Origin of the sequence: Streptomyces sp. NPDC101393 (assembly GCF_044767385.1) — a bacterium.
GTDB lineage: Bacteria > Actinomycetota > Actinomycetes > Streptomycetales > Streptomycetaceae > Streptomyces.
The window spans coordinates 110872-137244 of the sequence record NZ_JBIWNU010000004.1; the positions used below are offsets into that span (position 1 = coordinate 110872).

The 26373-nt window shown below is 71.6% G+C and carries 18 protein-coding genes and 1 pseudogene; 10 read left to right on the top strand and 9 right to left on the bottom strand.

Going from position 1 to position 26373, the window contains the following annotated elements; genetic code table 11:
* Positions 1-12: 12 nt before the first annotated feature.
* Both nirB and ACIRQ7_RS13980 read right to left on the bottom strand, forming a co-directional pair.
* Positions 13-2571, bottom strand: a complete 2559-nt coding sequence (nirB, locus tag ACIRQ7_RS13975; protein ID WP_404263129.1) for a nitrite reductase large subunit NirB — start codon at positions 2569-2571, stop codon at positions 13-15.
* Positions 2572-2705: 134 nt separating this feature from the next.
* On the bottom strand, positions 2706-4271 hold the full coding sequence (locus ACIRQ7_RS13980; RefSeq protein ID WP_404262422.1) for an NAD(P)/FAD-dependent oxidoreductase: 1566 nt from the start codon (positions 4269-4271) through the stop codon (positions 2706-2708).
* Between the two features lie 652 nt (positions 4272-4923).
* Between ACIRQ7_RS13980 and ACIRQ7_RS13985 the strand changes: the two genes are divergently transcribed.
* Together ACIRQ7_RS13985 and ACIRQ7_RS13990 are read left to right on the top strand one after the other, a co-directional pair.
* Positions 4924-6534, top strand: coding sequence for a sensor histidine kinase (locus ACIRQ7_RS13985; RefSeq protein WP_404262424.1), 1611 nt, complete (start codon positions 4924-4926; stop codon positions 6532-6534).
* A 21-nt stretch (positions 6535-6555) separates the two neighbouring features.
* Positions 6556-7218 carry a LuxR C-terminal-related transcriptional regulator gene (locus ACIRQ7_RS13990; RefSeq protein WP_404262425.1) on the top strand — a complete coding sequence of 221 codons (663 nt, stop codon included), beginning with the start codon at positions 6556-6558 and terminating at the stop codon, positions 7216-7218.
* Positions 7219-7700: 482 nt separating this feature from the next.
* Here ACIRQ7_RS13990 and ACIRQ7_RS13995 read toward each other — a convergent pair whose 3' ends face one another.
* From ACIRQ7_RS13995 to ACIRQ7_RS14005, 3 genes are all read right to left on the bottom strand, one after another.
* Positions 7701-9845 (bottom strand): glycoside hydrolase, encoded by a 2145-nt coding sequence (locus ACIRQ7_RS13995; RefSeq protein ID WP_404263131.1) that lies wholly within the window; start codon positions 9843-9845, stop codon positions 7701-7703.
* A 468-nt stretch (positions 9846-10313) separates the two neighbouring features.
* Positions 10314-11531 (bottom strand): M20 family metallopeptidase, encoded by a 1218-nt coding sequence (locus ACIRQ7_RS14000; protein WP_404262426.1) that lies wholly within the window; start codon positions 11529-11531, stop codon positions 10314-10316.
* Positions 11531-13048 (bottom strand): MFS transporter, encoded by a 1518-nt coding sequence (locus ACIRQ7_RS14005; protein WP_404262428.1) that lies wholly within the window; start codon positions 13046-13048, stop codon positions 11531-11533. The genes ACIRQ7_RS14000 and ACIRQ7_RS14005 overlap by 1 nt, the downstream gene beginning before the upstream one ends.
* Before the next feature lie 337 nt (positions 13049-13385).
* Between ACIRQ7_RS14005 and ACIRQ7_RS14010 the strand changes: the two genes are divergently transcribed.
* The 3 genes from ACIRQ7_RS14010 to ACIRQ7_RS14020 all read left to right on the top strand — a co-directional run bounded on the left by ACIRQ7_RS14010 (position 13386) and on the right by ACIRQ7_RS14020 (position 17012).
* Positions 13386-14411, top strand: coding sequence for an Lrp/AsnC family transcriptional regulator (locus ACIRQ7_RS14010; RefSeq protein WP_404262429.1), 1026 nt, complete (start codon positions 13386-13388; stop codon positions 14409-14411).
* 337 nt (positions 14412-14748) lie between these two features.
* A complete protein-coding gene (locus ACIRQ7_RS14015) occupies positions 14749-16182 on the top strand; it encodes a ferric reductase-like transmembrane domain-containing protein (protein ID WP_404262430.1) in 1434 nt (477 codons plus the stop codon).
* A 635-nt stretch (positions 16183-16817) separates the two neighbouring features.
* Positions 16818-17012, top strand: coding sequence for a hypothetical protein (locus ACIRQ7_RS14020; protein WP_401471787.1), 195 nt, complete (start codon positions 16818-16820; stop codon positions 17010-17012).
* A 312-nt stretch (positions 17013-17324) separates the two neighbouring features.
* Here ACIRQ7_RS14020 and ACIRQ7_RS14025 read toward each other — a convergent pair whose 3' ends face one another.
* Positions 17325-18344 carry an aldo/keto reductase gene (locus tag ACIRQ7_RS14025; RefSeq protein ID WP_404262431.1) on the bottom strand — a complete coding sequence of 340 codons (1020 nt, stop codon included), beginning with the start codon at positions 18342-18344 and terminating at the stop codon, positions 17325-17327.
* Positions 18345-18522: 178 nt separating this feature from the next.
* On the opposite strand from ACIRQ7_RS14025, the gene ACIRQ7_RS14030 reads away from it, so the two are divergent.
* Positions 18523-19311 (top strand): sulfite exporter TauE/SafE family protein, encoded by a 789-nt coding sequence (locus tag ACIRQ7_RS14030; protein ID WP_403670366.1) that lies wholly within the window; start codon positions 18523-18525, stop codon positions 19309-19311.
* 58 nt (positions 19312-19369) lie between these two features.
* Here ACIRQ7_RS14030 and ACIRQ7_RS14035 read toward each other — a convergent pair whose 3' ends face one another.
* Both ACIRQ7_RS14035 and ACIRQ7_RS14040 read right to left on the bottom strand, forming a co-directional pair.
* The gene (locus ACIRQ7_RS14035; protein WP_404262433.1) at positions 19370-20194 is read right to left on the bottom strand and encodes a class I SAM-dependent methyltransferase; all 825 of its coding nucleotides are present in this window, start codon (positions 20192-20194) and stop codon (positions 19370-19372) included.
* A gap of 497 nt (positions 20195-20691) precedes the next feature.
* On the bottom strand, positions 20692-21057 hold the full coding sequence (locus ACIRQ7_RS14040) for a cupin (protein ID WP_404262434.1): 366 nt from the start codon (positions 21055-21057) through the stop codon (positions 20692-20694).
* 352 nt (positions 21058-21409) lie between these two features.
* On the opposite strand from ACIRQ7_RS14040, the gene cutA reads away from it, so the two are divergent.
* A complete protein-coding gene (cutA, locus tag ACIRQ7_RS14045; protein WP_403671059.1) occupies positions 21410-21706 on the top strand; it encodes a divalent-cation tolerance protein CutA in 297 nt (98 codons plus the stop codon).
* Positions 21707-22388: 682 nt separating this feature from the next.
* Positions 22389-23090 carry a trypsin-like serine peptidase gene (locus tag ACIRQ7_RS14050; RefSeq protein WP_404262435.1) on the top strand — a complete coding sequence of 234 codons (702 nt, stop codon included), beginning with the start codon at positions 22389-22391 and terminating at the stop codon, positions 23088-23090.
* A gap of 170 nt (positions 23091-23260) precedes the next feature.
* Here ACIRQ7_RS14050 and ACIRQ7_RS14055 read toward each other — a convergent pair whose 3' ends face one another.
* Positions 23261-23974: a vancomycin high temperature exclusion protein gene (locus ACIRQ7_RS14055; protein WP_404262436.1), complete on the bottom strand. Its 714-nt coding sequence runs from the start codon at positions 23972-23974 to the stop codon at positions 23261-23263.
* 608 nt (positions 23975-24582) lie between these two features.
* Between ACIRQ7_RS14055 and ACIRQ7_RS14060 the strand changes: the two are divergent.
* Together ACIRQ7_RS14060 and ACIRQ7_RS14065 are read left to right on the top strand one after the other, a co-directional pair.
* Positions 24583-24954: pseudogene (locus ACIRQ7_RS14060) on the top strand (gamma-glutamylcyclotransferase family protein); the annotation flags it as partial.
* Positions 24955-25204: 250 nt separating this feature from the next.
* A complete protein-coding gene (locus ACIRQ7_RS14065) occupies positions 25205-26233 on the top strand; it encodes an adenosine deaminase (RefSeq protein ID WP_404262437.1) in 1029 nt (342 codons plus the stop codon).
* Positions 26234-26373: the final 140 nt, after the last annotated feature.

Sequence of the window (26373 nt, forward strand, 5' to 3'; positions counted from 1 at the left end):
GTGCGGTGGCCATCAGGCGGAGGTCCCTTCCAGGGTGCGTACGGGGAGGGTCGGGCCGGCGAGGAGCGTCAGGTCCGGCTTGACCTGGTCGCGCTCCGGGACGAACTGGACCGACGGGTCCGGGGCGTCCGGCGCGTTGACGAAGGAGACGAAGCGGGCCAGCCGCTCGGGGTCGTCGAGGGTCTCGGCCCATTCGTCGCGGTAGTGGGAAACGTGCGCCGCCATCAGGGTCTCCAGTTCGTCGCACAGGCCCAGGGAGTCGTGGACGACGACGTCGCGTACGTGGTCGAGGCCGCCGTCGATCCTTTCCAGCCAGGCGGAGGTGCGCTCCAACCGGTCGGCGGTGCGGATGTAGAACATCAGGAACCGGTCGATGAGGCGGACCAGTTCGGCGTCCGAGAGATCCTGCGCGAGCAGATCGGCGTGCCGGGGGTCGGCGCCGCCGTTGCCGCCGACATAGAGATTCCAGCCATTGGACGTGGCGATGACACCGAAGTCCTTGCCGCGCGCCTCCGCGCACTCGCGCGCACAACCGGAGACGGCGGACTTGAGCTTGTGCGGAGACCTGAGCCCCCGGTAGCGAAGCTCCAGATCGATGGCCATACGGACGGAGTCCTGGACGCCGTAGCGGCACCAGGTCTGGCCGACGCAGGACTTCACGGTGCGCAGCGCCTTGCCGTACGCGTGCCCCGATTCGAAGCCGGCGTCCACCAATCTGGCCCACACCTGGGGGAGCTGGTCGACGCGGGCGCCGAACAGGTCGATCCGCTGACCGCCGGTGATCTTGGTGTAGAGGCCGAAGTCGCGGGCCACCTCACCAATGACGATCAGCTTCTCGGGGGTGATCTCGCCACCGGGGATGCGCGGCACGATCGAATACGACCCGTTGCGCTGGAGGTTGGCGAGGAAGTGATCGTTGGTGTCCTGGAGGGCGGCCTGCTCGCCGTCGAGGACGTAGCCGTCGGCTCCGACGGCCGGTGCGAGGGAGGCGATGATCGAACCGACGGTGGGCTTGCAGATCTCGCACCCGTCGCCGTCCCTGGCTTCGGGGCGGCCGTGCGAGTCCAGCAGCTCGGCGTAGGTCGTCAGCCGCAGCGTACGGACGATCTCGTACAGCTCGGCGCGGGTGTGCGGGAAGCAGCCGCACAGGCCCGAGTCGATGGTGGCGCCGGACGCGGCCAGCTCGTCATTGACGACGGCCGTCAGCATCTTGACGCAACTGCCGCACCCGGTACCGGCCTTGGTGCACTTCTTGACCTCGGGGAGGGTGGTGCAGGAGTGCTCGGTGACGGCGGCGCGTACCGTCCCCTTGGTGACGTTGTGGCAGTTGCACAGCACGGCGCTGTCGGGGAGCGCGGACGGGCCGAGCGCGGCACCGCCGCCATCGGACGCGAACCCGGCCGGCAGGACCAGCTGTTCCGGTGCCAGCGGGGGAATGCTGCCGGTCAGCGGCCGAAGCATGCCGTACGCCTCGGCGTCGCCGACGAGTACGCCACCGAGCAGTTCGCCTTCTGAGCCGATGACGAGCTTCTTGTAGACACCACTGCGCGAATCGGCGTAGACGACGTCCAGGCAGCCCTCGGTGGTCCCGTGTGCGTCCCCGAAGGACGCCACGTCCACACCGAGCAGCTTGAGCTTGGTGGAGAGATCGGCGCCGGTGAAGGCGGTGCCGGTCCGGCCGGCGATGGTGTCGGCGGCGGTACGGGCCATGTCGTAGCCCGGCGCGACCAGGCCGTAGACACGGCCGTCGCTGGCGAGCGCGCATTCACCGATCGCGTAGACATCGGGATCGCTGGTCCGGCACTGTTCGTCGACGCCGATGCCGCCTCGTTCGCCGACGGACAGGCCGCAGTCGCGGGCCAGTTGGTCACGAGGGCGCACGCCGGCGGAGAAGATCACCAGATCGGTGTCGATGCGGGAGCCGTCGGAGAGGTCCATGGCGCTGACCGTGCCGCCGTCGTCAGCCACGATCTCCTTGCCGCCGACGCCGGTGTGCACCTCCAGGCCCATGTCCTCGACGGTACGGCGCAGTGCGCCGCCGCCCCCCTCGTCCACCTGGAGGGCCATCAACCGCGGGTTGAACTCCACGATGTGGGTGTGCAGTCCGAGCCCCTTGAGGGCGCCGGCTGCCTCCAGCCCGAGCAGTCCGCCGCCGACAACCACACCGGTGCCGGCGCTCTTCGCGTACTCCTCAATGGCGAGCAGGTCCTCGATCGTGCGATAGACGAAACAGCCCGTGCTGTCCTTGCCCGGGACCGGCGGCACGAACGGATACGAGCCGGTCGCCAGCACCAGGGTGTCGTAGGTGACCGTCAGACCTGAGCGGGCGGTGACGGTGCGGGTGGCGCGGTCGATCGCGGTGGCCGGATCGCCGAGGTGCAGTTCGATGCCGTGCCGGGTCATGAAGTCCGACTCGACGAGGCTCAGGTCCTCCGGAGTGCGGCCGGCGAAGTACGACGTCAGCTGTACACGGTCGTAGGCGGGGCGGGGCTCCTCACAGAGCACGACCACCCGGGCCCGCTCGGTGACGCCGCGGTCGGCGAGCTCCTCCAGGAAGCGCTGTCCGACCATGCCGTGTCCTACGAGCACGATGGTGGGGGCGGCACCCGGGGCGGGCGATTCCGTGGGCGTGCCCGTAGGCGTGTCCCCGGGGGTGCCTGTGTTCTGGGGGTGGGGCTGGGGCGGGGTGGCGGCTGCGGCCATGGTCAGAAGCCTCCATCGGTGGTGAGCAGGTGGAGCAGCGGGGCTGCGGGGAGCGGCTCGTCGCCCTCCCAGGTGCTGGCGAGCGCGCCGACGGTGCCGAGATCGCCGAGCAGGATGCCGCCGACCAGCCGGTCTCCGCGGACGACGACCTTGCGGTACGACGTCCGGGTGGCATCGGAGAGGCGGACGACGTCGTCGCCGGGAAGCGGAGTGGTCTCGCCGAAGGAGGCGAGATCGAAGGCCGAGAGGTCGAGGGGGGCGCCGGCGAGGTGCGGGCCGGAGGGGACGGAGAGGCCGGGGGTGGCGGGGCCGACGGGGGCGGCGGGGGTGCCGCCGTCGGAGGGCCGGTCCGGGGGAGGGGCGCCCTTGGCTGCCTCCGGGGCGGCCAGGGTCAGGCGGGTCAGCGCGCGGGTGCCGGTGTACGGGGCGGGAGGGCCCTGCAGGCCGGCCTGCGCCGCCTGTCCGGCCGGTGCCGCCTGTCCAGCCGGTGCCGGCTGCCCGGGGCGCGCTGCCTGCGGGGTGGCTGGTGCGCCGGGTGTGCCAGACATGCCGGGTGTGCCTGGTGCGCCGGGTGCGGTCGAGAATGCGGCGGCGGTTGCGGTCAGGACGCCGCAGACCGCGTCGGCCTGTTCCTGGGCGGCGCCCGCCAGGCCGTACACCGTGCCGTTGTGTTCGGCGCAGTCCCCGATGGCGTAGATGTACGGATCGCTGGTACGCAGCGCGTCGTCCACGCGGATGCCCCGGCCGAGGTCCAGGCCGGCGGCGCCGGCGAGACCGGTGCGCGGCCGGACGCCGCAGGCGAGAACGACCAGCTCCGCGTCGAGCCGGAAGCCGTCGGCGAGTTCAACGGCCCGTACGGCGCGTGCGGCGGAGCCGTCCGACGCGGTCGGCGCCCCGGTCTCGATGCCCCGCACGCGGCACTCGTTGTGCACCTCGATGCCGAGCGCGGTCAGGTGCCTGCCGAGCAATGCCGCCGCGTCCCTGTCGAGGTGCCGCTCCATGAGGTGCTCGCCCTGGTGGGCGAGGACCACCTGTACGCCGCGCGCGGCCAGTGCGCGGGCCGCGGAAACGCCGAGCAGTCCGCCGCCGATCACCACGGCCGGCGCACCGGGACGCGCGGCGGCGGCCAGCGCCTGGCAGTCGTCCATGGTGCGGAAGGGGTGCACGCCGTCGGGAAGATCTCCCCGGCCGGGAGCGAACAGGCCGCGCAGTGGGGGCAGTACGGGGTTGGCGCCGGTGGCCAGCACGAGCGCGTCGTACGGAATGTCCTGGCCGTCATCACACAGCACCCGCCGCGCGTCCCGGTCGATGCGCATGGCCCGTACTCCGCCGAGCCAGCGCACGTCACTGCCCGGCGCGGGCAGCGCGATGACCTGCGGTGCGTACCGGCCGGCGAGGACCTCCGCGAGCAGCACGCGGTTGTAGGGCGGGTGCGGCTCCTCGCCGATGACGGTGACGTCGACGGGGCCGGCGCCGGCCGTGGTGGCGGGCGCTGCGGTCAGCTGGCGGGCGAGCCGGGCGCCGGCCATCCCGCCGCCGATCACCACCACACGCATTGTCGAGGTCATGGTGGTAAGCCTGCGGTCCGGCTGTTACCCGCCCGCATCCCCACTGTTTCCCGTGCGGAACGCTGCCCTCAGCGAGGCGACGGCCGCTGTGTGAGGGGCCGGCGGCGCCCGCGAGGCATGGGGGTGGGGTAAACCGAACCCCCGATTTCCGTACTGGCACCCTCGCGGCGCGGGCGCGCAGCCGAGATTCTTAAGTCACCGAGAGCGACCGAGGCGACGGAGAGCGACCGAGGAGACGGAGAGCAGCCGAGAGGACGGAGAGCAGCCGAGGCGACGGAGGGCGACCGAGGGCATCCGAGGGCAACCGAGATCCCAGGGAGAGCCGCTGAGAGACGTGCGGAGCCAAGGGGTTCATGAAAGGACGCGAGCATGGAGCCACACCGAGCGAGGCGAACAGCCGTGGAGACGCATCGAGCGAGGCGAACAGCCGTGGAGACGCATCGAGCAAGGAGAACAGCCATGGAGACCCGGCGAGCCGGAGCCGCCCGCAGACGTCTCACGGAACTGATCGCACGGAAATCACCTCATGGACATCACCCAGGCACATCACGCGCCGAACCCACGCCAGGAACCGCACGCGCCGAACCCACGTCAGGGACCTCATCCCCCTTACCCGCCCATCCGACCGGGAGGCCGCCCTAAATTGACCCGCATGGCCCGCTCGCCGCAGCGTCCGCACACGCTCCGCACCCGCATCTTGTCCTCGCCCCTCGCCGCTGGTCCCACCGCGCCCTTCGGCCCGCGCAGCCTCGCCGCGTTGCTGCACGCGCTGCTGGTGTTGCCGCTGGCCGTCCTCGGCCTGGTGCTGGTGCCTGCGGGGCTGGCGCTGGGCGCGGTGCTGTCGTGGACGACGCTCGGGCCGTGGCTGATCGCATTGACCGTACGGGGCGCGCTCCTCCTGGGGGACCTCCAACGGGCCCTGGCACGTGCCCTGTTGGGAGTGCGCATCGAGCCGGCTGCGCGGCGGAGAGGGCCGGGCGCGTTCGGCTGGCGTCGGGCGGTGCTCGGCGACCGGGCCGGCTGGCGCGCCGTCGCCTGTGCGCTGTTCGCACCGCTGACCGCGGTCCTGCCGCTGGCCGCTGCCGTCGTCGCGTATGTCTATGGCCTGCTCCTGTTCCTGCACCCCGTCCTCAAGCACTGGAACTTCCTGACTCTTCATGACCGCGACGGCTCCGTGCGGCGGGTCTCGCTTCAGATAGCCGATGTGCAGTTCGACAGTTGGCCACGCTGGATCGTGGTGGTGGTCGCCGGGGTGCTGCTCCTGACGCTCGCCCCGTGGCTGATGCGCAAGGCGGGCGTACCGCACCTGTTGCTGCTCCGCGGCCTGCTCGGGCCGAATGCCGCGGCCACACGTATACGAACCTTGGAGGTGACCCGCGCACAAGCCGTCGATGACGCCGCCGCCACGCTTCGCCGTATCGAGCGCGATCTGCACGACGGCACCCAGGCCCGGCTCGTCGGACTCGGCATGCATCTCACGCTGATCCGGGAGCTGATCACCAAGGGAGCCGAGCAGGACCGGCTGCTGGCCGTGGTCGAGACCGCACAGGGCAACGCCAAGCAGGCAGTCGCCGATCTCCGGGATCTGGTCCGCGGCATTCATCCACCCGTCCTGGACCAGGGATTGAACACCGCACTGGCCACCCTCGCCGCCGATGCCCCACTGCCCGTCATGGTCGGCACGGAGATCGGCCGGCGCCCGTCCCCGGCTCTGGAGACGATCGCGTACTTCTGCGCCGCCGAGTTGCTCGCGAACGTGGTCAAACACAGCGGGGCCTCCCGCGCGACCATCGACGTGGTCACGGACAGGGGGAAGCGGGCCAACAGAGCACGGGCGAAGGCGAAGGAGAACGCCGAGAGGGAGAAGGCGGAGCAGGAGAACGCCGAGAGGGAGAAGGCAGGGAGAGGCGGGAGGGCGGGGAGGGAGGGGGAGGGAGGGACGGCAGAGGTGGTGGGGCAGGCAGGGCTGGGGGAGGGGGGCGGGGGCGAGGCCCGTGACCGAGGCGGCAAGGGTGACGGAGGCGCGACCGGCAGCGGTGGCGGCGGCCGGGGTGCGTGGACTGCCGGCGACGACTGTGCGGACGATGCGCTGTGGCTGTCCGTGTGGGATGACGGACGAGGCGGCGCGGAGATCGGTGCGGGGAGTGGTCTCACCGGACTGCTCGCCCGGATCCGTACCGTCGATGGCACGCTGACCTGCGACAGCCCCGTAGGAGGGCCTACGGTGGTCGCCGTCCGACTCCCCTACCCACCACATGAGTAGAGACGAGACAGGGGCCATGCCATGCGTGTCGTGATTGCCGAGGACTCCGCGATCCTGCGCGATGGACTCGTCCAACTTCTGGAGCTGCGCGGGGTGGAGGTCGCCGCGGCCGTCGAGGATGCCGAGGCGCTGCTCGCCTCCGTGGCGGAACACCGCCCGGATGCCGCGGTGGTCGATATCCGGCTGCCGCCCGGCCACACCGACGAGGGATTGCGGGCAGCCGTCACGCTGCGCAGGGAGCATCCAGGCACCGGCGTGCTGATCTTCTCCCAGTATGTGGAGACGAAGTACGCCGATCGGCTCTTCGGCGACGGGTTCGCCGGGGTCGGCTATCTGCTCAAGGAACGGGTGGTGGACATCGGCGAGTTCGTGGACGCGTTGGAGCGGGTCGCGGCCGGTGGCACCGCGCTGGACCCGGATGTGGTCTCCCAGATGTTCGGGGCGAGCCGGCGGGCGCGGGCACTGGACTCCCTCACCCCGCGCGAGCGCGAGGTGTTGTCGCTGATGGCGCAGGGGCGCACCAACCAGTCCATCGCGGCGTCCTTGTCGGTCTCGGAGCGGGCGGTCGAGAAGCACATCGCGAACATCTTCGGCAAGCTCGACCTCCCGCCCTCCGACACGGGCCACCGCCGGGTCCTGGCCGTGCTGCGCTATCTGGAGACCGGGGGACAGCGGATGGTGTAGTCAGCGGAGTCCTTATGGGAGCACTTAGGGGAGCCCTTATGGGGGGAGCCCTTATGCGCATCCCTCATAAGGGGACCCTGGCGCATGAGGGGATCCTGGTGCATGAGGGGACCCTGGTGGATGAGGGATCCTCGTGCGGAACTGTGTGGATCCGCATCCGGCCCGAGGGGCCCGACGGGCCACCGGGCCCGCCGGGCACAACTGGCCAACCGGGCTCAGGGCGCCCGCCGGGCCAGGGGGGCGCGAAAACGGCCGGGTCGCCGGACCAGCGGGCCGCGGGAACTGCCGGATCGCCGTGCCGCATAGCCGCCTTGCCGCGGGACTGCCGGGCGGCCGGCGGCTGCCGAACGGCCGGGCTGCACTCGCCCGGTCCGGCCGGCCGCCTCACCCGGCTATCCCTCGCTGCCCGGCGTGTGCAGGCGCTGGCTGCCCGTCGTCCGTCGTCCGCCGCCCGGTGCCATCCGCCCGCTTCCCGGTGCCTGCTAGCCGTTCGCCTGGGTCGGGCAGAGGCGGCGGGGCTTGGTGTCGGTATGCAGCTTCGCGTCGACGCAGCCGCCCGGGAGGCCGTCGTGGGGCTTGGCGCCGAAATTGGCGGTGACGGTCAGGGTGCCGTCGCCGAAGACCGTGCGCTGGACGCTGCGGTCGGCGGTCAGCCATCGGAAGGAGGTCATCTTCTCGGTGCCTGCGGCACGGTGCAGAGGAGAGAAGTAGCCCTGGAGGGAGGCGAGTTCGGGTCCGTTCTTGGCCAGTGTGGGGCCGTCGAGAACGTAATTGAGGGGAGTGTTGTAGAGCATGGCGAGCAGGGCGCGCGCCGTTTTCTGCTCCGGCAGCTTGTCGAAGGGCAGCTCCCAGCGTTCCGCATTGACCAGCGAGCTGTGCAGCGCGGTCTCGTAGAGGGGGACGCGGTACTTCGGGTCGTACATCGCGGTCGCGACGTCAGCGGGGAGCTGCACCGGCTTGAAGAAGATCTTCGGGGCCTTCTCCGGGTAGTAGCCGCCCCAGTTGGGCTTGTCGCGTTCCAGCTTCCACAGGTCGTCGGCGACGGGGGTGCCGGCGCCGTGGTTGAAGGCGAGTACCTCGTTGGCCCAGGGCTGGGCGGTTTCCGAGCCGAGCACGAGGTGCTGGGACAGCCGCTGCATACGGGCGAGCCTGCTCTTGCGGTCGCCGGCCTTGGTCATCTCGTGGCCTGCGGAGTGGTCCCGGAACAGCTCGCCGGTCGCATCGACGTCGAGGAAGTAGCTGTCCGCCCCGTTGGCGACCATGGAGCGGGTGCGGTCGGCGAGGTAGTGGTGTTGCGGTTCCGCCTTCTCGAAGGCGCGCGAGCTGAGGTAGCAGCCGCGGTCATGGAAACCGGCTTCCGGTGTGCCGTCCGCCTTCCGTACGCAGAAATCGGGGTAGACGCGGCCCGGCCAGGTCGAGGTGGGACTGTCGGACGTTTTGGGGTCCTGGCCGTTGGCGAAGGAGTCGTACGGGCCGACGAGATAGCCCGCGCGCTTGGCGGTCTTCACGGCCGCGGCGCCCATCGGGCCGGGGCCGGAGTCGTAGCCGAGCCACATCCGGTCGATGCCGAGTTGTTTCAGTTTGCCGACGCCTGCGGCGGTGCGTGCGTCGCCCCAGAGGTACGCGTGGAAGGCGCCGAGCAGCTTGCCGTTGGCGGGGTTCTTCCTGATCTTTTCGCGCAGGCTGCCGAGTTGGCCGTGTTCGGAGAGATAGGAGCGGTAGTCGGCTGCCGGGGCGACCGGGTTGCCGTCGGTGAGGGCGAAGGAGACGGAGTAGTCACGGGTGCCCTCGCCGGCGTCGAAGGCGTGGGTGGCCGTGGTGCGGAGTCGTCCGCCGGTGGACACGAAATGGAGAGAGGTGCCCAGGCCGGTGGGGGTGAGGTAGCTGACGCCGTGACGGGAACCACCGGACCCGGACCCTGACCCTGACCCGGACCTGGACCCGGGTTCGCCCCCGGGCCCTGGCTCCGAGCTGGAGTTGGAGCTGCTGGCTGAGGTGGCTTTGCTGCCGGTAGCCGGGCTGCCGGCCGCCCTGTCGCCCGTCGTGCGGTAGCCCCACAGGGGGAGTGTCAGGTCGGCGCCTACATCGACCGTGCTCCCTGCGAGGCCGTTCTTCCCGGAGTTCCAGAAGGGGTCACGTACGGGGATGTCCAGGCCCTCGCCGCGTGGGAGCTGGAGGCTTGACGCGGCCGGATCGGTGCCGGTGACCGGCCAGTTGACGGATTGCTTGCGGTCCGCGCGGATCGCGAAACGCAGTCGGCCGTCTTCCGAATGGGCGCTCACGGTCAGTTGTTTGGCGGGGTAGCTCCAGCGGGCCCCGTCGGCGGTACGGGTCACGCGTCCCGGCTTGCCGAGCCCGCCGGCTGCGGGTCCCGACAGCACCAGTTTCTGGCCGTCGCCGGTCCGCGCGGTCACCGCGAGCGAGTGGGTGTCGACCACGGCCGTGCCGCCGGTCACGGGGAGTTCGAGCCGGTTGCCCCGCAGCGTGGTCCCGGCCGAGGCGCTGTCGCATCCGGCGACCCCGAGTGTGGTGGCAGTCAGGGCGAGGGAGGCGGCGAGCACCCGTGTGGCCGGGCGGGGGCGGTGGCGGCCTGCCGGTGAACTGCCGGGCACGGCCCCGGCTGCCATCGTGGATTCCATGGTGATGTGAATAGTCACCAGGTCTAAGAACTTTCTAAGGCACAGGCCGGACGAGGGTGCCGACCAAGTGCTGACATGACGCAGGCCGAGTGCCGAAGTGACGCAGCCCGTGTGCCGACGTGACCCAGCCCGTGTGCCGACGCCGCGTGCCGAGGGGACGCCGCCCGTGTGCGCACGCGGGCGGCAACCGACCGGGGCGTGGCGCCAACTGACATCCAAGGCGGCCCTCCAAGGCCGTCCTCCAAGGCCGCCCCCAAGGTCGCTGTCCGTGGCTGCCATCCATGGCCGCCGGCAGTGGCCGCCCGCCGGAACCGCCTTGCCGCTGGCAGTTCCGGCGAGCAGGCCACCACTCACCGGCCGGGAGGCGGTGCGCCTACGCCACCGCCCCTACGCCACCGCCCCTACGCCACGGCCCCTACGCCACCGCGCTCAGGCCACCGCGCTCAGGCCACCCGCCTACGCCATCGCGCCCACGCCACCGACGCCGGCCGCCGTGAGTCGCCTCGCCGCCAGTTCCGCGTACACCGCGGCGCCATCGGCCAGTACGGCGTCGTCGAACTCGGCCAGCGGCGAATGGTTGTTGGGGCTGCGCTCGGGGTCCGCGCCGGCGGGCGGGGCGCCCAGCGTCAGCATGGCGCCGGGGATCTCGGCCAGTACGCGGGAGAAGTCCTCGGAACCGTGCAGCGGCTGCGCCAGTGGCTCGTACCGTTCCTCGCCCATGGCATCGCGGACGACATCCGCGACAAAGTCCGCCTCCGCGTGGTCGTTGATGGTCACCGGGTACAGCTCGGCGAAGTCCGCTTCCACGCCCACTCCGTACGCCGCCGCGATGCCCCGGCACACCTCCACCGTGCCGTCCTTGACCCGGGACTGCGCCGCAGGCGAGAAGCTGCGGACGGTGGCCTCGAAGACCGCGGTCTCCGGGATGACGTTCTGCTTGGTGCCGGCGTGGAAGGTGCCCACCGAGAGGATCACCGGGTCGAAGACGTCGAACGTCCGGGTGATCCATGTCTGCAGGGCGCTGACCATCGCACACGCGGCCTGGATGGGGTCCTTCGCGCGGTGCGGCATCGAACCGTGCCCGCCCTCGCCCCGTACGGTCACCCGCAGCACGTTCGACGCGGCGAGCGCGGGGCCGCCGCGGGTGCCGAAGACGCCGCTCGGCAGGCCCGCGGACATCACATGGATCGCGTACGCGGCATCGGGGCGCTGCCCGGCCGCGTCCAGCAGCCCCTCGGCGATCATGTGGCGTGCCCCGTCGAAGCCCTCCTCGCCGGGCTGGAACATGAACAGCACATCGCCGGCCAGCCGTTCGCGGTGCGCCGAGAGGAGTTTGGCGGCGCCGGCCAGCATCGTGGTGTGCAGGTCATGGCCGCAGGCGTGCATCCGGCCGGTGTCGGCGGCGAAGTCCAGACCGGTGCGTTCGGCGACCGGCAGCGCGTCCATGTCGCCGCGCAGCAGCACGGTCGGGCCCGGCTGCCCGCCGCGCAGCACGGCTGTCACCGAACTCAGCCCGTCACCCGTGCCGATCTCCAGGGGAAGGCCGTCCAGTTCGGCGAGGACCGCCTCCTGCGTGCGCGGCAGTTCGAGTCCGACCTCGGGTATGCGGTGCAGCGAGCGGCGCATCCGTACGAGGTCGTCGGACAGGGCGCGGGCATCGTCTCGCAGGTTCATCAAAGCTCCTTGGAGAGGTGGGATGGATTGCGCGGAGGTAGGGAGGAGGCGGCAGCCGGAACGGCCGTGCCGGGGTTGGCCGGCCGAGCGGTGTCCGCCTGGGTGGTGTCCGTCCGAGCGGTGCCTGCCTGAGTGGTGTCCGTCCAGGCGGTGCCCACCCGAGGGGTGTCCACCCCGGGGTCGTCCGTCCGAGAGGTGCCCGCTCCGGCGTCGGGGGATTCCGGCGCTTCCTTGCCCTCCCCGCGTGTTCTGCCCGCCGGGCGGCGGATCAGGAACGTGCCGAGGAAGGAAACGGTCGCGGCGCCGGCGGCCCACCAGGGCACCACCGTCAGATGACCGGCCTTGCCGAGCGCCTGCGCGAGCAGCGGGAACGTGCCACCGAAGAGGCCGGTGGCAATGGTGAACGGCACCCCCATCGCCACCACCCGTACCGCCACCGGGAACAGCTGCGCGAACAGCACGTTCGCCAGCCCGATGGGCGCCGCGATCAGCACCAGATAGACCACCGTGACCGCCCACATCGGCAGCGCGCGGTGCGCCAGCGCCGTCATCAGCGGCACCGTGGCCAGGGCCAGCAGTCCCAGCCCCGCCCGCAGGGTGCGCAGCGCACCCAGCCGGTCGGCGAGCCGGCCGACGCCGACCATCGCCGCGATCAGCAGGAGCAGCGGCAGCAGCATCGTCGCCGCCGATTCGGTGTCCGAGGCGACGCCCAACTGGGCGGCGTACTGCGGGAGGTAGGTGGTGCCGAAGTAGTAGCCGATGGTCGCGCCGACCGAGATGAGGAACACCGCGCCGATATTGCGCGCACTCGCCCGGTAGAGCGCGCGCCGGTCGGTGGCCGTGCCGGGCCCGGCCGCGGCCTGCTCGGCGAACTCCTCGCTCTCCTCGGCGCTGCGCCGGATCCACAGCGCGAGCAGCCCGAGCGCCGCCGCCACCAGGAACCCGATCCGCCAGCCGCCACCGGTCACCCCGTCCTTGCCGAACGTGGCCAGCAGCAGCGTCAGCACGCCGAACGACAGGATGTTGCCGATGACGACACCGGAGTACGAGATCGAGCTGTAGAGGAAGCGCAGCCCGCGCGGCGCGGTCTCGGTCACGTACGCGGCGGCACTGGGATTCTCACCGCCCATCGACAGTCCCTGCACCAGCCGCAGGACCACCAGCAGCACGGGCGCGGCGACCCCGATCACGCCGGCCGTGGGCAGCACCGCGATCAGTACGCTCGCCGCCGAGATGATCGTCATGCTCAGCGTCAGCCCGAAGCGGCGGCCCCGCGCGTCACTGAGCCGGCCCATGACGTACGAGCCGAAGGGCCGGACGACGAACCCGACGGCGAAGCCGAGATACGCGCCGATCAGCGCGGTGACCGGATCGTCGCCCGGGAACAGCTGGGCGGCGAAGAACGGCGCGAGGACCGCGTAGATCGTCCAGTCGAAGGATTCGACGACACCGCCGACGGTGGCGGCGAGGAGCGCCTTGCGGCCGTTCGTGCGGCCTGCTCCGGTGTGGGTGCCCACGCCGGTGCCCCTGCCCGTGCCCGTATCCGTGCTGATGCCTGCTCCTGCCTCTGCTCCCGCACCCGGCGCGGCACCTGTACCTGTACCTGTACCCGTGCCGGCACCCGTATCCGTACCCGCATCCGTGCCGGTTCTTGTGCCGGGGCGCGCGCCGCGGGCGTCGTCCGCCGCGCTGCCTGAGACCGCTGAAGTCATCGCCAACCAACCTCTTCCGATGGTGCCCGGGGAACGCCCGGTTTCCGGCGGTGCCTGGATGGGAGGACATGCTGCTCAGCGGCGCGACCGGGGCAAACGAAATACCCTTGGGCCGCAGGAAAACCTCAGCAGGACGGACGTCATGCAGGAATCCGGTGTCATCGGGGGTCTCGACGCGCAGCTGGTGCACGCCTTGCAGATCGCCCCGCGCGCGTCCTGGCAAACCCTCGCCCCCGTCCTCGGTATCGACCCCGTCACCGCCGCCCGTCGCTGGAAGGGGCTGGAAACCGCCGGTCTCGCCTGGGTGACCGGCTACCCGGGCCGCCGCCTCATCGAGCGGCTGTGCATCGCCTTCGTCGAGATCGACTGCCGGGCAGGCAGCGTGGAATCCGTCGCCGACACCCTCGTCGAGCTGCCGCAGGTCGCCACCATCGAGCACATGGCGGGCGGCCGCGACCTCTTGATCACCGTGTTCGTGCCCGGACTCGGCGAGCTGTCCGAGCTGCTGCTGCGCCGGATCGCCGCGCTGCCGGGCGTCACCGCCACCCGCGCCTCCATCGGCACCCGCCTCTACGGGGAAGGCAGCCGATGGCGGCTGCGCGCCCTGAACACCCTGCAGAGCGAGCGGCTGCGGCTCACCTCGCCACCGCCCCGCACGGGGGCGGGCGGGCTCGACGGGCCGGACCGGGCCCTGCTGCCGGAACTGTCCCGCAACGGCCGGGGAAGCGCCATCGAGCTGGGCCGGGCCGTCGGGCTGAGCGCTCCCACGGTCCGCCGCCGGGTGGGCCGGCTGATCGCCGACCACGATCTGGCACTGCGCTGCGAGGTGGCCCGGGAGCTGACCGAATGGCCGGTGTCGGCGACGCTCTGGGCGGGCGTTCCCGCCGACCGGCTGGCGGAGGCCGTGCGGGTCCTGCTCACCCTCCCCGAGGTGCGGCTGTGCGCGTCGGTGACCGGGCCGCAGAACCTGCTCTTCACGGTGTGGCTGCACACCATCCAGGACGTCCAGCGACTGGAGACCCAGCTCGGCGAGCGGCTGCCGCAGCTCCGGCTCAAGGACCGTTCGATCGTGCTCCGCCAGACCAAACTGATGGGGCGGGTGCTGGACGACCGCGGCCGGTCGGCGGGCGCGGTCCCGGTGGACCCGTGGGCGGGCGTACGGGGCTGAGCCGCCCCCTCCGCCCCAGCAGCGGTCCGGGCCCGTTTTCCTGCGCTGCCCCCCGGACCTGTTTCCCGCGCCGCGCTGGACACGTTTCCCCGCGCCGCCCGGACTCGTTTCCTGCGCCGCCCCCGTGATCCGTTTCGCACGCCGCCCCGGACCCGTGTCCCACGCCGCCCGCCGGAGTCGTTTCCCGCGCCACCCCGGACCCGCTTCCGCGCCGCCGCGCGACTCCCGGCGGTCTGCCTTAACCCTCGATCAGCCGTTCCTCAAGGGCGCCTTAAGGAACGGGAATTACGGGCTGACCTGCTGTTTCGGCCGCGCTCATGCCCGTAGCTTCGACGCTGTGACCAGCCCGGCCGACACCCCCACCCGCTCCTTCCCCGCGCACCCGCTCTACTCGCGGATCACCCCGCAGGCGGTGCCGCCGCGGCCGACCCGCGCCCCACGCATACCTCCGGCCCCCGCGCCCCCGCTACGGACCTCACCGCGCGCCCTGGTGACCGGGCTGGCGGCCGGCGGGGCGCTCACCGTCACGCTCTGGCTGGTGCAGGCCGAGCCTTCGCTCCGGCTCGACGCGCTCTTCGCCACCCTCGCGCACCTCAGCGGCCTGCTGGCGGGCTACGGCATCCTGACCATGCTGCTGCTGATGGCACGCGTACCGGCCATCGAGCACGGCGTCGGCGCCGACCGGCTGGCCCGATGGCACGCTCTCGGCGGCCGCTACGTCCTCGGCCTCTGCTTCGCCCACGCCGCCCTCGCGCTCTGCGGCTACGCCGCCCACACCGGTACGGACATCCTCACCACGACCCTCGACCTGATGCGCTACCCCGGCCTGGCCGCGGCCGCCGCCGGCACCGCCCTGCTGACCGCCGTCGGCGCCTCATCGGCCCGAGCTGTGCGCCGCCGGGTACGCCACGAGACCTGGCGCGCCCTCCATCTGCTCACCTACCTGGGCGCCGGCCTCGCCTTCGCCCACCAGCTCTCCGGGCCCGACCTGGCCGGTGGCCCGCTCGCGGCCTGGCTGTGGACGATGCTGCACAGCACCGTCGGCGTGCTGCTGGTCTGGTACCGCTTGGTCGTCCCGGTACGGCAAGCACTGCGGCACAGCCTGCGCGTCATCGAGGTCCGCACCGAGGGGCCGGGCGTCGTCTCCGTCGTCATGCAGGGCCTCGGCCTGGACGCGCTGCGGGCCGAACCCGGACAGTTCTTCCGCTGGCGGTTCCTGCACCGCCGGCTCTGGCGTACGTCCCTGCCGTTCTCCCTCTCCGCGCCGGTGCGGGACGACACACTGCGGATCACCGTCAAGGCGTGCGGCGACCACACCCGCCGCATTCGCCGACTACGGCCCGGCGTACGGGTGTTGGCGACCGGACCGTTCGGTGCGCTGACCGCCCACCGCCGCACCCGGCGCAAGGTGCTGCTGCTCGCCGGCGGGGTCGGCATCACCCCGCTGCGGGCCCTCTTCGAGACGCTGCCGGGCAACCCCGGTGACCTCACGCTCCTCTACCGGGCCGGCGACGCCGCCCAGTTGGTGCTGCGCGAGGAGCTGGAAGCCATCGCCGATTCGCGCGGCGCGGCCCTGCACTACCTCCTCGGCCCCTCCGACGACCCCTTCGACCCGCTGGCCCCGCACGCTCTGCGCCGGCTCGTCCCCGATCTGGACGAGCACGACGTCTACCTGTGCGGCCCGCCCGGCATGTCCAGCGCCGCAGCCGGCGCCCTGAAACGAGCCGGGGTCCCGGGCTCCCATATCCACACCGAGCACTTTGCTTTCTGATGGCGGCACTGCGGCACATTCGCGGCTGGGTGGGAGGTCGGGGTGCTGCTGGAGGGGGGTGGTGGGGAGGGGTGGTAGGTCGGGGGATTGGGGGCGACCTTGGGCGGCGCTGGGGCGCGGCGGGGGGTGCCGCGGGAGGGGGGAGGAGAGACCGGTGGGAGTGACCCGACCCCGCCATGAGGACGAACCGCCGGGCGCGGAGGGGCGGCTGAGCTGCGCACGTCGCGAGGCGGGGGAGATGCGGGAGCGATACGAGAGCGAGGCGGGAGCGATACGAGAGCGAAGCGGGGCCGGCTTCCGCTGTCCTGGCCTCTTACCCGCCCCCGCCCCGCCCCCGCCCCCCACCCACCCGCACTCCAAAAACAGGCCCAGGAGCCGGAGTTCGCCAACCCGCCGTCGCACCTCCAACGCAGCAAGCCCCGCCCAGGATCCCGACGCGGATTGCCGGCGTCGCACTCCGTGTCGGCACCTCCGATGTCGCGACTCCGGCTCCACGACCCGACTCAGTACCCCCGAATCCCGAGCCCGACTCCGAGCCTCGAACCCGACTCCGAACTCCGAACCCGACTCCCGAGCCCGGAACCCGAACCCCGGACCCGAAACTCGGCCCCAACTCATCAAGGACCTGCCGCGCCATGGCCAGACATCGCAAACCGCACGCCATCCCGGCCGCCACTCTCCGGGCCCGTCGTCAGCTCGCGAGCTGCCTGGTGGGGGCGAGTGCCCTCACGGCGACCCTGCTGTCGTTGACGGTCACCCCCACCGCCCCGCCCGCTCCCGACCGGGCACCGACGGGCCGCACTCTCCCGGAGCCGCAGGCGGCCCCGTAACTCCCTCGCCCACCAAGCAGTATCGGCAGCACGCGCACCACTCGCAGCACCCCGACACCTTTACCGTTTTACCGTCGCCGCCTCCCCCTACCGGCATCTGTAGCCCTGCGGTGGCAGCCCCTTGGCGCGCGTCGGTGCCTCCGGTCCGCCGGTACCTCCCCTGCCTCCCCTGCACCCTGCCTCCCCTGCACCGTGCCTCCGGTGCCTGAGCTACCTCTTCGCGCCTACGCCGATGGGCTTACAACTCCCGCTCCCTACATCCCTCGCTACCTACATCCCTTGCTCCCTACACCCCTCCCTCTCGCACCGCCTCTATGCCGCCGAGTTGAGCTGTGCCATGTCCTCCCCCGTGAGGGCGATCCGTGCCGCGTCGAGGTTCTCGTCCAGGTGGGCGGTCGAGCCCGTACCGGGGGTGGGCAGCAGGACGGGGGAGCGGTGCAGCAGCCAGGACAGGGCGATCTGCCCGGTGGTCGCACCGTGCCGAGCGGCAATCGCGGCGAGAGCCCCTCCTGAGTCGTTGGGGTCCCCTTTCCTGTTGGGCCTGTCCGATCCGTCTGGCCTATCCGACCTATCCGACCTGTCCGCGCCGCCCGGGTGTCTGGAGTCCTCCGAGCCCGCGAAGCCGCCTGCGCCAGCGGAACCGCGGGAGTTTTCCGAGTGGTCACCGCCGGCGGTGTCGCGACGGCTGGTCAGGGCGCCGTTCCCCAGGGGAAACCACGGCAGGAAGGCCGTCCCCCGCTTCTCGCACAGTTGCAGCAGCTCCTCCGATCCACGGTCCAGCAGGTTGTAGCGGTTCTGTACGGATGCGATCGGGGCGATGTCCTGCGCTCGCTCCAACTCCTCGGCGCTGATGCTGTCCAGCCCGATGTGCCGGATCTTCCCGGCCTGTCGCAGCTCCGCCAACGTGCCGATCTGGTCGGCCATCGGCACCTCCGGGTCCAGCCGGTGCAGCTGGTAGAGGTCGATGGTCTCGGTGCGCAGCCGGCGCAGGCTGGCCTCGCACATGGCACGCAACTGCTCCGGGCGCCCCGCGATGTGCCAGATGTCAGGGCCGGTGCGGACCACCCCGCCCTTCGTCGCGATCACCAGCCCTTCGGTATACGGATGCAGGGCCTGTGCCACCAGCTCCTCGGCCACATCGGGGCCGTAGTTGTCCGCGGTGTCGATCAGCGTGACTCCGCGTTCGACGGCTCGCCGGAGCACCGAGACGGAGACCCGGGCATCGTCGTGCCGTCGGCCCCAGTAGCCGGGCCCTGCGAGACCTCCGGTCCCGAAGCCCAGCCGCCGGACCGGAAGGTTTCCGCCGAGCGGAAAGTGAGTTTCCGTAGTCATGGAACCGGAGCCTAGAGGGCGGCCCGTGGAGGACCTCCGGCATCGGCAGTCAAAGCTGACGCTGCCGACTGCCGACTGCCGACTGCCGACTGCCGACTTCCGGGCAACGGTCACCCTCCGTCCGCGCACGATCAACATCCGTGCCGCAGGCTGGTGGTACCCCTCATAAGATCAGTCGGTGCCTCCTGACATATCGCTGTTCACCCTGACTCTTCTCTGTCTCGCGGCTCTCGCCGCGGGCTGGATCGATGCCGTCGTGGGCGGCGGTGGACTGCTGTTGCTTCCCGCCCTGCTCGTGGGCCTTCCGCACACACCCGCCGCGTACGTCCTCGGCACCAATAAGTCCACCGCCATCGTCGGCACCACCGCTGCCGCCGTCACCTTTGTCCGCAAGTCCCCGATCGACGTGCGGAACGCGCTGCGCATCGGGCTCGCCGCGCTCGTCGGCTCGACGGTCGGGGCCTTCTTCGCGGCCGGTATCAACAGCGAGGTGCTGCGCCCGCTGATCATGGCTGTGCTCGTCGCGGTCCTCGCCTTCGTCCTTTTCCGGCCCGCCTTCGGGACGGCCCCCGCGCCCTCGGGGCCCGTCACTCGGCAGCGGGTGCTGGCCGCGATCCTCATCGCCGGTCTGGGGATCGGGTTCTATGACGGCTTGATCGGCCCGGGGACCGGCGCCTTCCTCGTCATCGCCCTCGCCGCAGTGCTGCACATGGACCTGGTCGCCTCTTCCGCCACCGCGAAGGTCGTCAACGTCTGCACCAACATCGGCGCGCTGACGATGTTCGCCATCCAGGGCACGGTGTTGTGGCAACTCGGTGCTCTGCTGGCACTGTTCAATCTCGCCGGCGGCCTGGTGGGGGCCAGGATGGCCCTCAAGCGCGGTGTCGGGTTCGTGCGAGGAGTGCTGGTGGTCGTGGTCGTCGCGCTGCTGTGCAAGCTGGCGTTCGACCAGTGGCTGGCGGTCTGAACCGCCCGCCGTCACCCGCGCGAGAGCGCCGTCGGGTGTCCGCGCCTGACGCCGGATGTCAGAAGCGGCAGTTGTACATCCGAGCCATGTCCCGCACCCCGGGCACCCGCGCCGTCAGCCGGACCGCCAGCCGGTAGGCAGGCGGCAGATTGTCCATGCCGGCTATCTCCACCGCGCTGATGTTCTCGACAATGTGCAGCCTCGGGCTGAGCGCCCTGATTCCTGCGCTGTCCGTGCCCCAGTGCAGCGTCGCGCCGGCTTTCACCACGACGCGCTGGATCCGCTGGCTGCGGATCGCGAACTTGCTGAAGGCGTCGAACGCCAGCTCGCCGCTCGGCACATGCGCCATCAGGCGTCGCAGCGTCGCCGTGCCGTCCTCCTCGGTCAGATACATCAGCAGCCCCTCGGCCACGATCATCGTCGGCCGGTCCGACGGCAGTTGCGCTATCCATGCCGGGTCGGTGACGGACGAGGGAATGGTGGTGTAGCCGTCGCGCTCGGGATAGAGCTGTCGCCGGAGGTCGATGACCTCGGGATAGTCGACGTCGAACCACCGCACGCCGGGGCCGGGGTCGAGGCGGTGGACGCGGGTGTCCAGGCCGCAGCCCAGATGGACCACCGTGGCCTCCTCATGGGTGGCGAGGAAGCGCGCCGTCCAGTCGTCCAACTGCTTTGCTCGCAGGGCGACCCCGGCTGAATCGCCCGGCCCCAGCCGCATTCTCTTGAAGTCGTAGTCGAGTCGCCGGACGGTCTCGGCGGCCATGGTGTCGCCGAGGATCGGATGCTTCGCGCGGCTGTCCACCGCGCGGCCGTAGAGCGTCGCGAGAAGGGTTTCCTTCTCCTTGGTCAGGTGCACCTTCGGTTTCGGGTTGGCCGTGGTCATGTGTAGAGACTACAGAACATTCATAAAAATGTGAAGGTTGGAGTGAGGGGTCTTGTGCGGCGCCTCGGATGAGCCGTGCGCGAGGCGTTCGTCTCGGCAGATGTGACCGGCGAACCGGGAAAGGGTTGTGCCGGGCCCGCCGGGGTGGTGTCTGCGCAACCGGCCGGGCGCCCTCGGCCGACGGCGGGCAGCAGGCGCTACGCCATGGCGCTCGGGGTGCTCGGGGTGCTCGGGGCACCCGCCCTCGCCTTCGAGGCGCCCTCGGCGCTCCAGCATCCGGGCCCCGCCCGCGGCGCTCAGGCCTCCGCCCCGCCCACCGCGGTCAAGAACCCTCCGTGCTCAAGAACCCTCCGCGCTCAAGAACCCTCCGTGCTCAAGAACTCACCGACTCAAGAGCCCGCCCCGCCTACCGCGAAGAGGGGGGAGCGGCTCGGAAAGGTCCGTGCTGTCGCTGTCGCTGTCGCTGTTGCTGTTGCTGTCGTCGATGGCGGGCGGTCTCACCCGCGCTGGACCGCTGCGAGAGCCGCGCCGCGCATCCGTTCGGGCACCGCCGTGACCGCCGTCAGCAGGACCGCCGCGTCCTCGACGGCGTGCAGTCCGTGCCGCTCGTGGGGGATGACGGTGACCTGACCGGCGATCAACTCGCGGTTTCCGCTGGCCGCGGTCAGCCGCACCCGGCCCCGCAGCACCTGGAGGCTCGCGGCCGGGGGTGCGTTGTGCTCGTCCAGCGCGGAGCCCGCCGTCAGGGCGATGACGGTCTGGCGTAGCGGGCCGTCGTGCAGAAAGAGGTGAGCGCTGCGCCCGTGCGCGGAGGCCCTGGCGTCGTCCAGCTGGTCTCGGGTGAGGGCATTGAGGTCGTCCATGGGGCGGGCCTTTCGGTGCGTACCGATGGCGGGGATCCACTTCCATCCTTGCCGGTGCCCGCAGGGATGCAACCGGGGCGCGAGTGCCGGGACGAGGGGTCGGTGCGGGGAGCGGGCGGCCGGGCATGATGGCGATGATCAACGCCATCCGTACGATGCGAGCTGATCGATCAGACCCACTCACCGAAGGGTGCGCACCGTGGTCGACCCGACCTCCCCGAACGTCCCGCCCGTAACAGCCGCCCCGGCCGTCCCCTCCGACCTTCCCGGCCCGGCCGAGCTGTCCGGTCTGCCCGGCCCGTCGGGCCCTGCCGACCCCTCCGGCGGGCGGGGGACCCGGTTCCTGACCGTCATGACGACCACCGACAGCGAACAGAAGGCCGAGCGGCTGGCGCGTGGTGCGATCGAGGGCAGGCTCGCGGCGTGTGCGCAGGTCAGTGCGCCTGTGACCTCGGTGTTCCGTTGGGAGAGTGCCGTCGAGACGAATCAGGAGTGGCAGGTTCTGTTCAAGACGGCCACCGCGCGGTACGAGGCGCTGGAGGCCTACCTCCTCGGCGCGCACGACTACGACACCCCCGAGATCATCGCCACGCCGATCACCCACGGTGGCGCGGGGTATCTGGCCTGGGTGGCAGAGGAGACGAGCTGACGTGGGGCGGCGAGGCGCAAGGCAGCGGCGGGACGGCATGCGGCGGCGAGCCGGTGCGCAGCGGGACGACATGCGGTGGCGAGGCGGTGCGCGGCGGGACGACACGCGGCGGCCAAACGGCGATACGGGGGACGGCATGCGGCGGTCAGCCGGTGACCTGAGGGACGACGCGGGGCGGCGAGCCGGTGAGCTGAAGCCGCCGGGCAGCGGACCACGGGTGGGCGGCCTGCGGCGAGCGGGCGTCCGACGGCGGTGGGCACGATGGCGGCGATGGGGGAGGGGGGCCGTTCCGGTACTGGGGGTGACGATCTTCCTCGCCCTGGCGCCGCCCTTGAGCCGAGCGGCCGGCTCCCCCGACGCCGTCCCGGACACGGACACGCAATGGACCAGCCGTGATGCCGCCGCCTACTGGACGGCGGACCGGATGGCCGCCGCCGCCCCCATTCCGCCGTCCCCCGACACCGTGCGGCCCCCAACCTCACGGCCGACAACCGCGCGGCCCACAACCGCACGATCCGAGACCAAGCCTGCCCCCACCCGGGTCCCGGCCCCGGTTGCCACTGCGGTTCCGACCCCGACCCCGACGGCCCCCACCGCCACTCCCACGCCCACCACCACTCCCACCTCCACCCCGACTGCAACCCGTTCCCCCGCGCTCACTCCCACCCCCGAGGCCACCGCCGTGACGGCAGCCCAACAGGCCCCGAACGCAGAGCACTTCGACGGCATTCCATCCGTCGGTGTGCTGTTCTCCGTCGACGGCGACGCGCGGGCGCACCACTGCACGGCCAGTGTGGTGCGCAGCCCGCAGCGCAACGTCATCCTGACCGCAGGGCACTGCAAACCGGGCACGCGAGCGGCCTTCGTGCCGCAGTACCGGTCGGGAGCGGCCACTCAGCCGCACGGGGTCTGGGCGATCGACGAGACCTTCACCTACCCGGGGCACGGCACCACCGGCGCCGGTTCCGACCTCGACTTCGCCTTCGCCACCGTCGAGCCGGACGCCCAGGGCCATGAGATCGAGGCGGTCGTCGGCGGCAACATCCTCGCCCCGACGCCCGGTTACACCAACAAGGTCACCGTCATCGGCTATCCGAGCGTCCGCAACGACCCGAAGGACCGGGCCGTACGCTGCGCCACCAGCACCACCCGGCTCGCCGGCACTCGCCAACTGCGGATGGAGTGCGGCGGGTTCTACGGCGGCACCTCGGGAGGCCCCTGGCTGACCGGCTTCGACGAGCGGACCGGGACCGGCCATGTCATCGGCGTCATCGGCGGCCTGAACGGCGGTGGGCCGAGTGGCCCGCACAGCGACCGGATCTCCTACAGCCCGTACTTCGGCACGGAGGTCTTCACCCTCTACGGACGTGCCACGCAGGCGTGACGGCGGGGACGCCCAACGCCCGAAACGCCCAACGCCCGAAACGCCCAACGTCCGAAACGCCCAACGCCCAACGCCCGAAACACCCCAACACCCCGAAACTCCCAACGCCCGAGCACCCGACGCTTGCCGTGGCCTGACGCGTCTCCGCTGCCCCACCGTCGTGCCCCCGCCTAGCGCAACGCCCGCGCCAGCCCCTTCTCCCGCGGGCCCAGGAAGTGCGGGTCGGGCCGCAGCAGGGCGTCCGCCGCGGCCTTGCCGGCTGCGAAGATCTCCCGGACGCCGCCGTACGCCCAGGTCACGTCGTGCGGCTCGGGGGCCCCGACGCCGTACGACTCGACTCCCGCCGCCGCGCACAGGGCCAGTGCGCGCCGGATGTGGAAGCTCTGGCTGACCAGCACCGCCCGGTCCACGCCGAAGATCCGGTGGGCGCGGCTGCAGGAATCCCAGGTGTCGAAGCCCGCGTAGTCGCTGACGATCTTCCGGGCGGGGACGCCGTGGTGCAGCAGATAGCCACGCATCGCGTCCGGCTCGTCGTAGTCGTGCCGGCTGTTGTCGCCGGAGACCAGGATCGCGCGGACCGTTCCCCGGGTGTACAGCTCGGCGGCCGTGTCCAGCCGGTGGGCGAGATACGGGGACGGCCCGCCGTTCCACAGACCCGCGCCGAAGACCACCGCGACCGGTGCGCCGGGGGCGTCGGCGACGGTGCGGACGCGGGGGCCGGCCGTCGCGTTCATCCACGTCGCGGGGGCGAGCGCGAGCACCGTCAGCACGATGACCGCCTGGTAGGCACGGCGCCACCCTCGCCGGGTCCTCGGCAGCCGGAGCCGCGGCCGTAGCCATGGCCACAGCCGCCGTATCCGCCGCGCACACCGCAGCCCTCGCATCCGTACTCCCCCTCTTCTGCCCCTGGCCGCCCCTGGGCCTGGCGTCCTGACCTCGGTGCTGCCTGGCCTGGGAGCCCCCTGACCTGGGTGGTGCCTTATCCGGGCGATCCGGGTGACCCGGGCGATCCGGGCCCGGTGCCCTTCGGCGAGCCTGCGCCGTCACAGCCCGCTGCCCCGCCTCTTCCCGCCGTCCTGCCGACTCGTCGTCCCGCCGTCCTGCCGACGCGCCGTCCCGCTGTCACCTGTCTCGATCCTCCCGACGGCGTCTCGATGGGTCCCGACCGCCGACGCCGACTACGGAGGCGGCCACCCGACGTGAATCGACGTGATCGACGTGATCGATGGGGTTGACGGTGATCGACGGTGATCGACCTCGGAGGAAGCGACGCCGTGGGGCCTGGCATGGTTGCAGTGAGGGCCACAGTGGGAGCCGGTGCCGGGTGGGCAGCCGGGTCGGCCGCAGGCCCGTCCCGGCAGTCTCCAAGGAGTCCGGAGAGGAGTCCGCGCACATGATCATCGAGCCCGAGCGCCCGCTCCCGCGCGAACCCGAGCCGCGCACCAGGTGGGAGCCCGATACCGAGCGCCTCCCGTTCTTCGTCTACGGAACCCTGCGCCCCGGTGAGGCCAACCACGCCTGGACCCTGCGCGGCCGAACCACCTCCGAAGAGCCGGCCCGGATCACCGGCGCCCTGCTCTACGACGGTCCGGGATACCCGTACGCCGTCGCCGGCCCCCCGGACGCCGAGATCCACGGCACGCTCATCCGCCCGCGGGACGCCGACTACGCCGAGGTGCGCGCGGTGCTCGACCGGTTGGAGAGCTACACCCCCAACGACCCGGCGAACGTCTACGAGCGGGTGCCCACCGTGGCCGTCCGTCCGGACGGCACGGCCGTACGGGCCTGGGTCTATCTGGCGGCCGAATCGCTCGCCGCCCGGCTACGCGCCACCGGCACCGTCATCGCCGGCGGCGACTGGCTGCGCCCCGAGGCGGCGGAACGCGCCGGGCGCCCGGTCGGCTCGGCCGCCGCCGCACGCGATCATGCCCCGGCTAACCTGGACGACTTGACCCGAAACCGAAACCGAAACCGAAACCCGCATCGAGAGCCCCGCTCCGGGACCCCGTAACCCGTAACTGACCAGCCCATGGCCGCTCAAGGCCTCCGCTTCCCCATCCCCACCCCTATCCCCATCCCCATCCCCTGTCCCCATCCCGTACCGCAGAACAGGTGTGACCCGCGTGCCTTCCTCCTCCTCCGCCGCATCCGCTCCCCAGACCCCGCTGCCCAAGGCGGAGCTGCACCTTCACATCGAGGGCACCTTGGAGCCCGAGCTGGCGTTCGCGCTCGCCGAACGCAACGGCGTACAGCTGCCGTACGCCACCGAGGACGAGCTGCGCCGCGCCTACTCCTTCGCCGACCTGCAGTCGTTCCTCAACCTCTACTACGCGCTGATGGCCGTGCTGCGCACCGAGGACGACTTCGCCGATCTCGCGGACGCCTACCTGGCGCGCGCCCGGGAGCAGGGAGTCCGGCACGCCGAGATCTTCTTCGACCCGCAGGCGCACACCGCACGCGGCATCCCCATCGGCACCGTCATCGGCGGTCTGGCCCGCGCCCTGGACGCCGCCCCGCAGAAGTACGGCATCAGCACCCGCCTGATCATGTGCTTCCTGCGCGACGAGAGCGCCGAATCGGCCCTGGCGACCTTCGAGGCGGCTCGTCCGCACCTCGACCGGATCACCGCCGTCGGCCTGGACTCGGCCGAGGTCGGGCACCCGCCGTCGAAGTTCAAGGAGGTCTACGCGCTGGCGCGGGAGGCCGGGCTCAAGTGCGTGGCCCACGCGGGCGAGGAAGGCCCCGCCGCCTACGTGTGGGAAGCCCTGGACATCCTCGGGGTGGACCGGATCGACCACGGAGTGCGCTCCCTGGAGGACGAGAAGCTGGTGGCCCGCCTGGTGGCGGACCAGGTGCCGCTCACCGTCTGCCCGCTGTCCAACGTCCGGCTCCGGGTCATCGACGACCTCGCCGATCACCCGCTGCCCGCGATGCTGGACGCCGGACTGCTGGTCACCGTCAATTCGGATGACCCCGCCTACTTCGGCGGCTACGCGGACGACAACTTCACCGCCGTTCGGGACGCCCTCGGGCTCGACGCGGAGACGCTGCGCCGGCTGGCCCGCAATTCCTTCCGTGCGTCATTCCTCGACGAGGCGACGCGCGAGAAGTACCTGAAGGAAGTGGACGCGCACCAGGCGTAGTTCGCGGGGCGGGGCTCGTCACCGCGCGGCGGCGAGGCCGCGCGGAGTCGGGCGCCGTGGAGTCGGGCGCGCCGTGGAGTCGGACGTCGCGCCAATCGGGCGCCGTCGGCGCCAGGACGTCACTTCGTCAGCAGGTGGAG

Bases quoted from the DNA above. Each gene is read 5' to 3' on its own strand.
- ACIRQ7_RS13995 (WP_404263131.1), bottom strand. From the start codon at position 9,845: ATGGCAGCCGGGGCCGTGCCCGGCAGTTCACCGGCAGGCCGCCACCGC.
- ACIRQ7_RS14020 (WP_401471787.1), top strand. From the start codon at position 16,818: ATGGCCAGACATCGCAAACCGCACGCCATCCCGGCCGCCACTCTCCGG.
- ACIRQ7_RS13980 (WP_404262422.1), bottom strand. From the start codon at position 4,271: ATGACCTCGACAATGCGTGTGGTGGTGATCGGCGGCGGGATGGCCGGC.
- ACIRQ7_RS14035 (WP_404262433.1), bottom strand. From the start codon at position 20,194: ATGACCACGGCCAACCCGAAACCGAAGGTGCACCTGACCAAGGAGAAG.
- ACIRQ7_RS13985 (WP_404262424.1), top strand. From the start codon at position 4,924: ATGGCCCGCTCGCCGCAGCGTCCGCACACGCTCCGCACCCGCATCTTG.
- ACIRQ7_RS14010 (WP_404262429.1), top strand. From the start codon at position 13,386: ATGCAGGAATCCGGTGTCATCGGGGGTCTCGACGCGCAGCTGGTGCAC.
- ACIRQ7_RS14025 (WP_404262431.1), bottom strand. From the start codon at position 18,344: ATGACTACGGAAACTCACTTTCCGCTCGGCGGAAACCTTCCGGTCCGG.
- ACIRQ7_RS14040 (WP_404262434.1), bottom strand. From the start codon at position 21,057: ATGGACGACCTCAATGCCCTCACCCGAGACCAGCTGGACGACGCCAGG.
- ACIRQ7_RS14055 (WP_404262436.1), bottom strand. From the start codon at position 23,974: ATGCGAGGGCTGCGGTGTGCGCGGCGGATACGGCGGCTGTGGCCATGG.
- nirB (WP_404263129.1), bottom strand. From the start codon at position 2,571: ATGGTCGGACAGCGCTTCCTGGAGGAGCTCGCCGACCGCGGCGTCACC.
- cutA (WP_403671059.1), top strand. From the start codon at position 21,410: ATGACGACCACCGACAGCGAACAGAAGGCCGAGCGGCTGGCGCGTGGT.
- ACIRQ7_RS13990 (WP_404262425.1), top strand. From the start codon at position 6,556: ATGCGTGTCGTGATTGCCGAGGACTCCGCGATCCTGCGCGATGGACTC.
- ACIRQ7_RS14000 (WP_404262426.1), bottom strand. From the start codon at position 11,531: ATGAACCTGCGAGACGATGCCCGCGCCCTGTCCGACGACCTCGTACGG.